The organism is Methylorubrum podarium (assembly GCF_022179745.1).
GTDB lineage: Bacteria > Pseudomonadota > Alphaproteobacteria > Rhizobiales > Beijerinckiaceae > Methylobacterium > Methylobacterium podarium.
In genome coordinates this window covers 1-8025 of record NZ_BPRD01000310.1, presented here as the reverse complement: position 1 = coordinate 8025, position 8025 = coordinate 1, and the positions used below count along the sequence as shown (strand labels likewise).

At 70.0% G+C, this 8025-nt stretch carries 10 protein-coding genes and 1 pseudogene; 8 read left to right on the top strand and 3 right to left on the bottom strand.

From position 1 onward, the window contains the following. Positions 1-221: 221 nt before the first annotated feature. The 3 genes and pseudogenes from MFF42_RS15665 (at position 222) to MFF42_RS15655 (ending at position 1577) form a co-directional block, all read left to right on the top strand. A complete protein-coding gene (locus MFF42_RS15665) occupies positions 222-470 on the top strand; it encodes a type II toxin-antitoxin system ParD family antitoxin (RefSeq protein WP_238256573.1) in 249 nt (82 codons plus the stop codon). Continuing rightward, complete coding sequence (locus MFF42_RS15660; protein WP_238256572.1) at positions 467-757, top strand: type II toxin-antitoxin system RelE/ParE family toxin; 291 nt, start codon at positions 467-469, stop codon at positions 755-757. Before MFF42_RS15665 ends, MFF42_RS15660 begins: the two co-directional genes overlap by 4 nt. A gap of 188 nt (positions 758-945) precedes the next feature. Further along, a pseudogene (locus tag MFF42_RS15655) lies at positions 946-1577 on the top strand (uracil-DNA glycosylase family protein). An 8-nt stretch (positions 1578-1585) separates the two neighbouring features. Here MFF42_RS15655 and MFF42_RS15650 read toward each other — a convergent pair. Together MFF42_RS15650 and MFF42_RS15645 are read right to left on the bottom strand one after the other, a co-directional pair. Next, a complete protein-coding gene (locus MFF42_RS15650) occupies positions 1586-2476 on the bottom strand; it encodes a phytanoyl-CoA dioxygenase family protein (RefSeq protein WP_238256571.1) in 891 nt (296 codons plus the stop codon). Positions 2477-2478: 2 nt separating this feature from the next. Beyond that, positions 2479-3231, bottom strand: a complete 753-nt coding sequence (locus tag MFF42_RS15645) for a TylF/MycF/NovP-related O-methyltransferase (protein ID WP_238256570.1) — start codon at positions 3229-3231, stop codon at positions 2479-2481. A 703-nt stretch (positions 3232-3934) separates the two neighbouring features. Here MFF42_RS15645 and MFF42_RS15640 point away from each other — a divergent pair. The 3 genes from MFF42_RS15640 to MFF42_RS15630 all read left to right on the top strand — a co-directional run bounded on the left by MFF42_RS15640 (position 3935) and on the right by MFF42_RS15630 (position 5972). Continuing rightward, positions 3935-4675, top strand: a complete 741-nt coding sequence (locus MFF42_RS15640) for a carbonic anhydrase (protein ID WP_238256569.1) — start codon at positions 3935-3937, stop codon at positions 4673-4675. A gap of 251 nt (positions 4676-4926) precedes the next feature. Continuing rightward, the gene (pyrF, locus tag MFF42_RS15635) at positions 4927-5625 is read left to right on the top strand and encodes an orotidine-5'-phosphate decarboxylase (protein WP_238256568.1); all 699 of its coding nucleotides are present in this window, start codon (positions 4927-4929) and stop codon (positions 5623-5625) included. Positions 5626-5627: 2 nt separating this feature from the next. Beyond that, the gene (locus MFF42_RS15630; protein ID WP_238256567.1) at positions 5628-5972 is read left to right on the top strand and encodes a DUF1330 domain-containing protein; all 345 of its coding nucleotides are present in this window, start codon (positions 5628-5630) and stop codon (positions 5970-5972) included. A gap of 32 nt (positions 5973-6004) precedes the next feature. Here the strand turns inward: MFF42_RS15630 and MFF42_RS15625 are convergent, their stop codons facing one another. Further along, on the bottom strand, positions 6005-6631 hold the full coding sequence (locus MFF42_RS15625; protein WP_238256566.1) for a TetR/AcrR family transcriptional regulator: 627 nt from the start codon (positions 6629-6631) through the stop codon (positions 6005-6007). A 235-nt stretch (positions 6632-6866) separates the two neighbouring features. Here MFF42_RS15625 and MFF42_RS15620 point away from each other — a divergent pair, with 235 nt between their 5' ends. Then, entirely contained in the window at positions 6867-7646 is a 780-nt protein-coding gene (locus MFF42_RS15620) for an SDR family NAD(P)-dependent oxidoreductase (RefSeq protein WP_238256565.1), read from the top strand. Between the two features lie 101 nt (positions 7647-7747). Further along, the coding region (locus tag MFF42_RS15615) for a hypothetical protein (protein ID WP_238256564.1) at positions 7748-8025 on the top strand (278 nt) is incomplete at its 3' end.

Below are 8025 nucleotides of genomic sequence, written 5' to 3'. Positions count from 1 at the left end.
TGCGCGAGGGACGGCTGGTCGAGGTGCTGCCGGGCTGGGGCGGCCGGGAGGGCGGCGTCTACGCGGTCCTGCCGCCGGGCCGCCTCGTCCCGGCCAAGACCCGGCTGTTCGTGGACGCCGTCGCCCACGGCATCCGCGCGGGCTGGGCGCGGTGACGCATCGCCGGACTGGGATTGCGGAATACCAAGATCGGGTACACTTTTGCGGCCCGGAGGGTGCCGATGACCCGAAACACGTCCGTCTCGCTCGGCGAGCACTTCACGCAGTTCATCGACCGTCAGGTCGAGGGGGGGCGCTACGGCTCCGCGAGCGAGGTGGTTCGTGCCGGGCTTCGCCTCCTCGAAGAGCGGGAGGCCGCCGTCGAGACGCTGCGGGCCGCGCTGATCGAGGGTGAGGAGAGCGGTCCGCCGGAACCCTTCGAGACCGAGTCCTTCCTACGGGAGAAGCGTGCAGGCGCGGTCCGGGAGTGAGCGTCCGCCTCTCGCCGAGAGCCCGTGCGGATCTCGGCCGGATCTGGGACGACTCGGCCGAACGCTGGGGTCGGGATCAGGCCGACCGCTACGTCCGCCTTTTGGCCGAAGGCTTCGCGCGACTGGCCGAAGGGACGGCCCGAGGCCGGACCGCCGACGAGATCCGTGCGGGCTATCGTCGGCTCTCCGTGGGGTCGCACATCCTGTTTTACCGCACGGGCGTCGACGGCCTGATCGAGGTCATCCGCATCCTCCACCAGCGGATGGATTTCAAACGCCACCTCTGATCCGGTTCCCGCTTGATCAGAGCGGGATCCGGATCAGCAAGCCCGCGCGGCGCTTGAGCGAGGCCGACATCCGCCCTCCCGAAGGGATCAATCGGATCTCGTATGAGGACGCCGCGCGATTCATGCCGACGCGCCTCGGGCGCGGTGACGCATCGCGCGCGTGTCCGGCCCGCCCCATCTCCGGGACGATGTCCGCCCCCTGCCAAAAGACGTTCGAGGCGACCGCCGCCCGCCTGCGCGCCTGCCGGATCTGCCGCGACGCGCCTCTCCACGGCGCCCCTCTGCCGCACGAGCCGCGGCCGGTGGTGCAGGGCAGCGCCGCCGCGCGGCTGCTGATCGCGAGCCAGGCGCCGGGCAACCGGGCGCATCGCAGCGGCGTGCCGTTCAGCGACCCGTCGGGCCGGCGCCTTCGGTCGTGGCTCGGGCTCGACGAGGCGGCCTTCTACGATCCCACGCGGGTGGCGATCCTGCCGATGGGCGCCTGCTTCCCCGGCCTCGACGCCAAGGGCGGCGACCGGCCGCCGCGGCGGGAATGCGCGCCGGCCTGGCGGGCCGACCTCCTCGCCGGATTGCCGCGCTCGACCTGATCCTGGTGATCGGCCAGTACGCGCAGGCCTGGCATCTCGGGCCGCGGCCGGGCGGCCTCACCGGGACGGTCGCGGGCTGGCGCGCGATCCTCGCGGCCTCCGCCCGGCCGCGCGTGCTGCCGCTGCCGCATCCCTCCTGGCGCAACAACGGCAGGCTGCGCACGAATCCGTGGTTCGAGGCGGAACTCCTGCCGGTGCTGCGGGCCGAGGTGGCGCACGCGATGCGGCCGTGAGCGTCGTCTCACCCGCTCACGGTTTCGCGGCCGGGCACGAACAGGTCGGGATGCTCGCTCACGAAGTCGCGGCCGCTGCGGGGATAGGCGGTCGAGCCGAAATCGTAGGAGCGGGCCACGTCGTCGTTAAGGTCCGAGTAGCGGAAGATCTGGACGATGCGGCTGTGGGTCCGGGTCGTGTTGGGGATCGAGCTGTGCGACAGGAGACTGTCGAAGATCCCGAAATCACCCTTGTTCCAGGAATAGTCGTACACCTCGTAGCCGGCGAGCTTGGATTCCCACTCATGCACCTCGAACGATCCGTTCTCGTTCTTGTGGCAGGGAAGGATCCCGAGTTCGTGCGACTTCTCCCAGATGCGCAGGCCGCCGACGCCGTCGTGATATTTCGAGATGCCGAAATACATGGTGATCTGCCGCGGTGACTGCATCAGGTACTGATAATCCTGATGCGGCGGCAGGTTGTAGCGATGGAAGCTCTCGCCGGGCGGGAAGAAATGCAGCGTGTCCCCGGCCTGCGGCGTCGCCAGGAAGGCGTCCTCGCCCCAGACGCTTCTGAGGAAGGCTTCGATGTAGTCGGCGTACTTGACCTTGTTGAAGCTGAAGACCTTGTTGTGCTGCGTGCCGAGCCCGGTGATGATCTTCCCCAGCATCGGCTGCAGGGAGGCCAGCAGCGTCAGCTTCTCGCCGATCTCGAGGTCCTGCGCCCGGCGATCGAGCTTGCGCGCGATCAGGTCGTCGAACAGGTTCTCGAGTTCCGAGATGTATCTTCTGTAGTTCGCGTCGGAGTTCATCAATCCGGGAAAGATCACGACGCCGAACGCGTTGTACGCTTCCGTGATCGGCCCGAGGTTCGCCAGGAACGTTTCGATGTCGTAATCGGGAAAGACGTACGGTCTCATCGTCACATCTCGCAGAAGGCGCAGTAGGTCTGCAGGGGATGGCGCTGCAGCCGCAGGTTCCGGATGCCCAGCACGTCTTGGACGGCCTGGGTCTCGCCCGGAAACAGGGGACAGTTAAACTCGTCGAAGACCAGGAGGGCGCCCCTGGGCATCCGGTCGAGGATCCGCTCCAGCGTGATCTTCGTCGGCGCGTAGATGTCCATGTCGAAGATCGCCAGCGCGATCGCGGCGTGCGGATTCTCCTCCAGCCAGACCGGCACCGTTTCCACCACGTTGCCGGGGACGAGGCTGTGCTTGCGGACCTCGGGGAAGGGCGCGATCGACTCGTGATAGGCGAGGATCTCGGCGAGGCTGCCCGCGAAGTCCGCGCGCGAGGAATAGTCGCCCGCGCGCGCCGCGCCATCCTTGGCATGGGTGTCGGCGAAGCCCTCGAACGTGTCGAAGCCGACGATGTGGCGGGAGTGATTGTAGGGTTCGAGGAGGCTGCGCAGGTTGAGCAGCGTGGACAGGCCCGCCCCCCAATGGACGCCGAACTCGCAGATGACGCCCGGCACGGACAGGCATCGCTGATAGAGATCGTGATAGTAGATGACCCGCGCGATCGTGTTGCGCTTCATCACCGACAGGGCATGGATCGACCAGTTCGGCCCGCTGTCTTCGAGAACGCCCAGGGCGATGGCCTTGAACCGCTCGTCCCGCTCGCGCTGGGCGGCGGTGCGGTAGCCGATGAATTCGCCCGTCCTGCTCTTTTCCATCGACAATCAGGCCCGCGCAGCGTCGTTCGGTTCGAAGGATGACGGTCGGCGACGGCAATCCTCGATGCCGCGAGAGGTTCGGGCGGGCAGGACGACGCGGGACAAGGCATGCCATGGGCCCGGCAGGGCCGCAACAGGGCCGCACCCTGCGAGGCCGCCACGGCGGACCGACCTCCTCGCCGGGCTGCCGCGGCGCGACCTGATCCTGGGGATCGGGCCGCACGAAGGCCGGCATCTCGGGCCGCGGCCCGGCGGCCCCGTCGGGACGGTCGCGGGCTGACGCGCGGATCTCGCGACCTCTGGTCCGGCGATGCGTGCCGCCGCCCATTCCTCCCGGCGCAAGCTGGCTCCGGAAAACCGGTGGTTCGAGGCGGAGTTCCTGCCGGTGCTGCGCCGAGGTGGTGCGGGTCATGGGCGGACAGGGCGAGGGACATCGTCGATGGCCCGCAGGTCAGAGGGACGTCGAATCGCCTCGATGAGCGGCGTCGCGACCATCCGCATCGATGTGAAAAGCTGGCAAATCAGATGTTTGCGGAATGCGACACGCGATGATCCTTCCGTTGGCAATCGCGATGACTTGTCAGCGATCGCCGATTGCCGCCGCGGTCGTGAGGAATAGAAAACATGCCTCGGCCGTCCGACGCGCCACCGACTCGGCCCGCGGCCGGCAACGCTCTTCGCGAGCCAGGGGAGTCCAGTCTTCATGCACGTCAATTGCGACTGCTGCGCCGATACCGCCTCGCCGCATCTCGGCCGCCGACGTCTCCTGCTCGGGGCCGTGGGCGTCCTCGCCGCGACGGCCTTGCCGAACGACGTCGTGCGCGCCGCGGCGCCCGCGGCGAGAACGTCGCTTTCCCCCGCCGACGCGCTCAAGCTCATGAAGGAGGGCAACGAGAATTTCAGGAACGAGGCCCCCTCCCTGGCGGCGAACGGACGCGAACGCCGTCTCGAACTGGCCCGCGGCCAAGCCCCGTTCTGCGTGCTGGTCGGCTGCTCCGACAGCCGGGTCTCACCGGAAATCCTGTTCGGGCGCGGGCTCGGCGAGCTGTTCATCGTGCGCAACGCCGGCAACACGGTCGACACGGCGGCGTTGGGCAGCATCGAGTATGCCGTCGGCGTTCTCGGGGTGCCCCTCGTCGTCGTGCTCGGACACCAGTCCTGCGGCGCGGTCGCGGCGGCGGTCGATGTCGTGGAGAAGAACGCCTCCTTCCCCGGCGTCATCGGCGAGATGGTGCAGCCGATCGTGCCGGCGGTCCTGGAGGCGAGGAGCCAAGGGGGCGACCTGCTCGAAGCGTCCGTGCGGAGCAACGCGCGCCGCGTCGCGAAGCGGCTCACGACGCAGAGCCTGGTGATCAAGGATGCGCTGACCGCGGGGAAGGTGTCGGTCGTGGGCGCCCGCTACGGCCTCTCCGACGGTCAGGTCGAGTGGATGGAAGACATCTGACGCGCCGCGTCCCGGTTGCCGTCGACCGTGCGGACCGTGCGCGCCCCTCCGCGAGCGGGCGCGCACGGTCCGATCCCGATCGGTGGCCGCCGAGCGTCGTAGGGAGCCGCCTTCGACGTCCGGCTCGGGGTCGGGAGCGCGCCCGCCTTCCTCGCGCGCGAAACCGTCCCGCCTCCTGGGGAGGCTCCGGCGTTGACAGGTGGCCCTCCTTGGGAGGATCGCTGCCCGGCCAGCCCACCGACGAGAGCCCGATGCCGGAGAGTGCAGACCCCCGCGACCGCCTGATCGTCGCCCTCGACCTGCCCGACGTGGCGGCGGCCGAGCGGCTCGTCGCCCGCATCGGCGACGCGGCGACCGTCTACAAGATCGGCTACCGGCTCGCCTATGCGGGCGGGCTCGACTTCGCCGCGCGGCTCGCCAAGAGCGGCAAGAAGACGTTCCTCGACCTCAAGCTCCACGACATCGGCAACACCGTCGAGGAGGGGGTGCGCTCGGCCTCCGCCCTGGGGGCGACCTTCCTGACGGTGCATGCCTATCCGCAGACCATGCGCGCGGCCCTGCGCGGGCGGGAATCGGGGCTGAAGATCCTCGCGGTCACCGTGCTGACCTCCTACGACGACGCCGACGCGGCGGAAGCCGGCTATGCGCTCCCCGTGGCCGAGCTCGTCGCCCGCCGCGCGGAGCAGGCGGCCGCGATCGGCATCGACGGCATCGTCTGCGCGGCGGCCGAGGCGGGCGCGGTGCGCGAGAGAATCGGGCCGGCGGGGCTGATCGTGACGCCCGGCATCCGCCCGGCGGGCGCGGAGGCCGGCGACCAGAAGCGGGTGATGACGCCGGGTCAGGCGCGGGCGGCGGGGATCGACCACGTCGTGGTCGGGCGCCCGATCACCGGGGCCGACGACCCCCGCGCCGTCGCCCAAGGAATCGTTGCCGAGATGGAGGACGCTTAGACATGGCCAAGGGCTACTGGATCGTGCGGGTCGATGTGAGCGACGCCGAGGCCTACAAGGCCTACGCGGCGGCCAACGGCGCCGCCTTCGCCCGCTTCGGCGGGCGCTTCCTCGTACGCGGCGGCGCCTTCGAGGCGGTGGCGGGTCAGGCGCGGGCGCGCAACGTCATCGTCGAGTTCCCGAGCTACGACGACGCGCTGGCCTGCTGGAACTCCGACCTCTACCAGTCGGCCCGCGCCCTGCAGAAGGGCGGCGCCGAGGCCGACATCCTGGTGATCGAGGGCTATGACGGGCCGCAGCCCGTCCTCTCCGAACCGGCGCCGACGCCCGGAACCGCGTCGGAGTAGCGGGTCTCCGTGCGGCGTCCCGGCCGGCCGCCTCAGCGGCCCGCCGCCCGCAGGCTGCCGAGCAGGAAGGCGATCATCACCGGCAGCGGCGGCTCGATCGTGTTGGGCTGGCGGCCGACCAGCATCGGGTGGCAGTAGCGGGTGACCCCAGCCTGGAGGCAGGCCGCCGCGCTCTTCGCGTCGGCGACGGCGAAGGCGCCCTCGCGCATGCCGTCGGCCACCACCCGAGCGAGGACGGCGCCGATGCGGTCGACATGCGCCTGGCAGACGCCCCAGCTCTCGCTCATCGCCGCCTCGACCATCTCGTGCACGCGCGGATGCGCCTCGAACCGGCGGCGGCAATCGTCGTGGAGCGCGGTGATGATCCGGGTGAGCCGCTCCGGCGCGTCAAGCTTCGGCGCGTCGGCGATCGCCGCGATCATCGCCTCGATCTCGCCGGTCAGCTTCTCGACCACCGCCTCGTTGATCGCCTTCTTCGAGTCGAAGAAGCGGTAGACGTTGGCCGGGCTCATCTTCAGCGTGCGGGCGATGTCGGCGACCGTCGTCTTCTGGTAGCCGATCTCCTGGAACGAGCGGGCCGCCGCCTCCACGATCCGGTCGCGCGTCGTCGGTCCGGTCTCGTCGGAGGGAGGAAGAAGGTGGGCCGTGGCGGCGGGCATCGTCGTCAGTACCTAAGCTTCGACACCGCCTGCGTCAAAACGGATTGACGCGAGCGGTTGGGGTCACAAAGCACCAGAGGGGCAGGCTGTTCCAACGCCTCCGCTTGCGCCTCGGAACCGGGCCGCCCGTGCCCGGATTGCCCCGGAATCGCCACCTCCGGAATGCCCCGACCGGCCGTGTACGGCCATCCGGCGCGGCCATCGGAGGGCGGCTCGTCCACAGATGGAATCTCCCATGACGCTCGAAGGCAAGCGGGCCCTCATCACCGGCGCCGATTCCGGGATCGGCCGGGCGACCGCGATCCTGTTCGCGCAGGAAGGCGCGGACGTCGCGATCACCTACAACACCGACGAGGCGGGCATCGCCGAGACCGCGTCCCGCGTCGAGGCGGCCGGCGGCCGGGCGCTCGTGATCCGGGACGATGTCGGCGATCCGGCCTCGGTCGCCGCGACCTTCGAGACCGTCGCGCGCGATCTCGGCACCCTCGACATCCTGATCAACAATGCCGGGCAGGCGATGGGCGGCATGGAGGTCGCCGAGATGGACGACGCGGTGCTGGAGCGCATCCTGCGCGTCAACCTGATGGCGCCGCTGTTCTGCGCCCGCGCCTTCATCCGCATGCGGCGCGCCGCCGCCGCAAAGCCGGCCGGCGGCAAGATCGTGATCGTCTCCTCGGTCGCCCAGCACCTGCCGACGCCGGGAAGCGCGCCCTACGGCATGTCGAAGGCAGGCGTCGGCTCGCTCTGCCGCAGCCTGTCCCGGGAACTCGCCGAGGACCGGATCAACGTCAACGCCGTCGCCCCCGGCCTGATCGAGACGCCGATGACCGCCGACCGGTTCGAGCACAGCGAGACGCTCGAACAATCGCTCGACCGCATCCCGTGGCACCGGGCCGGCCAGCCGGAGGAGATCGCCCGAGCCGCGCTCTACCTCGCGTCGGCGGATTCAGATTACGTGACGGGCCACACCCTCGTGGTCGATGGCGGATTGACCATGCAATGGGGCGGCGCCTGATTTCGGGGGAGGGCCACGCGGCCTGTTCAGACGACGGGCCGCGCGGTGGGATCCGGAATTCTTCAAGACAACTTTAACGACGTTGCGGCAGCGTGACCCGCATGGGTTTCTTCGCGCGCGCCTCCGCCGGATCCGAACGGGTGTCCCCGGACACGCCGTCCTCGATTGGTCCGACCGAGGCATCCGCATCGGCACCCGCCGAAACCGGACGCGCCTCCGATCGCGCCTCCGATCGCGCCACGATCGACGTCGTCGAGGCCGACGTGATGCGGGCGATCGGCGGGGTCGGCGGCGCGATCGCCGCCACCCGCGACGAGGTCGGCCGCATGCAGGCGGGCGTGGGCCGCATCCGTGCGCAGATGGAGCGCCTGGCCGCCGC

Excerpts from the sequence above, each read along its gene's own strand:
- MFF42_RS15620 (WP_238256565.1), top strand. The coding sequence starts at position 6,867 with ATGACGCTCGAAGGCAAGCGGGCCCTCATCACCGGCGCCGATTCCGGG.
- MFF42_RS15630 (WP_238256567.1), top strand. The coding sequence starts at position 5,628 with ATGGCCAAGGGCTACTGGATCGTGCGGGTCGATGTGAGCGACGCCGAG.
- MFF42_RS15640 (WP_238256569.1), top strand. The coding sequence starts at position 3,935 with ATGCACGTCAATTGCGACTGCTGCGCCGATACCGCCTCGCCGCATCTC.
- MFF42_RS15625 (WP_238256566.1), bottom strand. The coding sequence starts at position 6,631 with ATGCCCGCCGCCACGGCCCACCTTCTTCCTCCCTCCGACGAGACCGGA.
- MFF42_RS15650 (WP_238256571.1), bottom strand. The coding sequence starts at position 2,476 with ATGAGACCGTACGTCTTTCCCGATTACGACATCGAAACGTTCCTGGCG.
- MFF42_RS15665 (WP_238256573.1), top strand. The coding sequence starts at position 222 with ATGACCCGAAACACGTCCGTCTCGCTCGGCGAGCACTTCACGCAGTTC.
- MFF42_RS15645 (WP_238256570.1), bottom strand. The coding sequence starts at position 3,231 with ATGGAAAAGAGCAGGACGGGCGAATTCATCGGCTACCGCACCGCCGCC.
- pyrF (WP_238256568.1), top strand. The coding sequence starts at position 4,927 with ATGCCGGAGAGTGCAGACCCCCGCGACCGCCTGATCGTCGCCCTCGAC.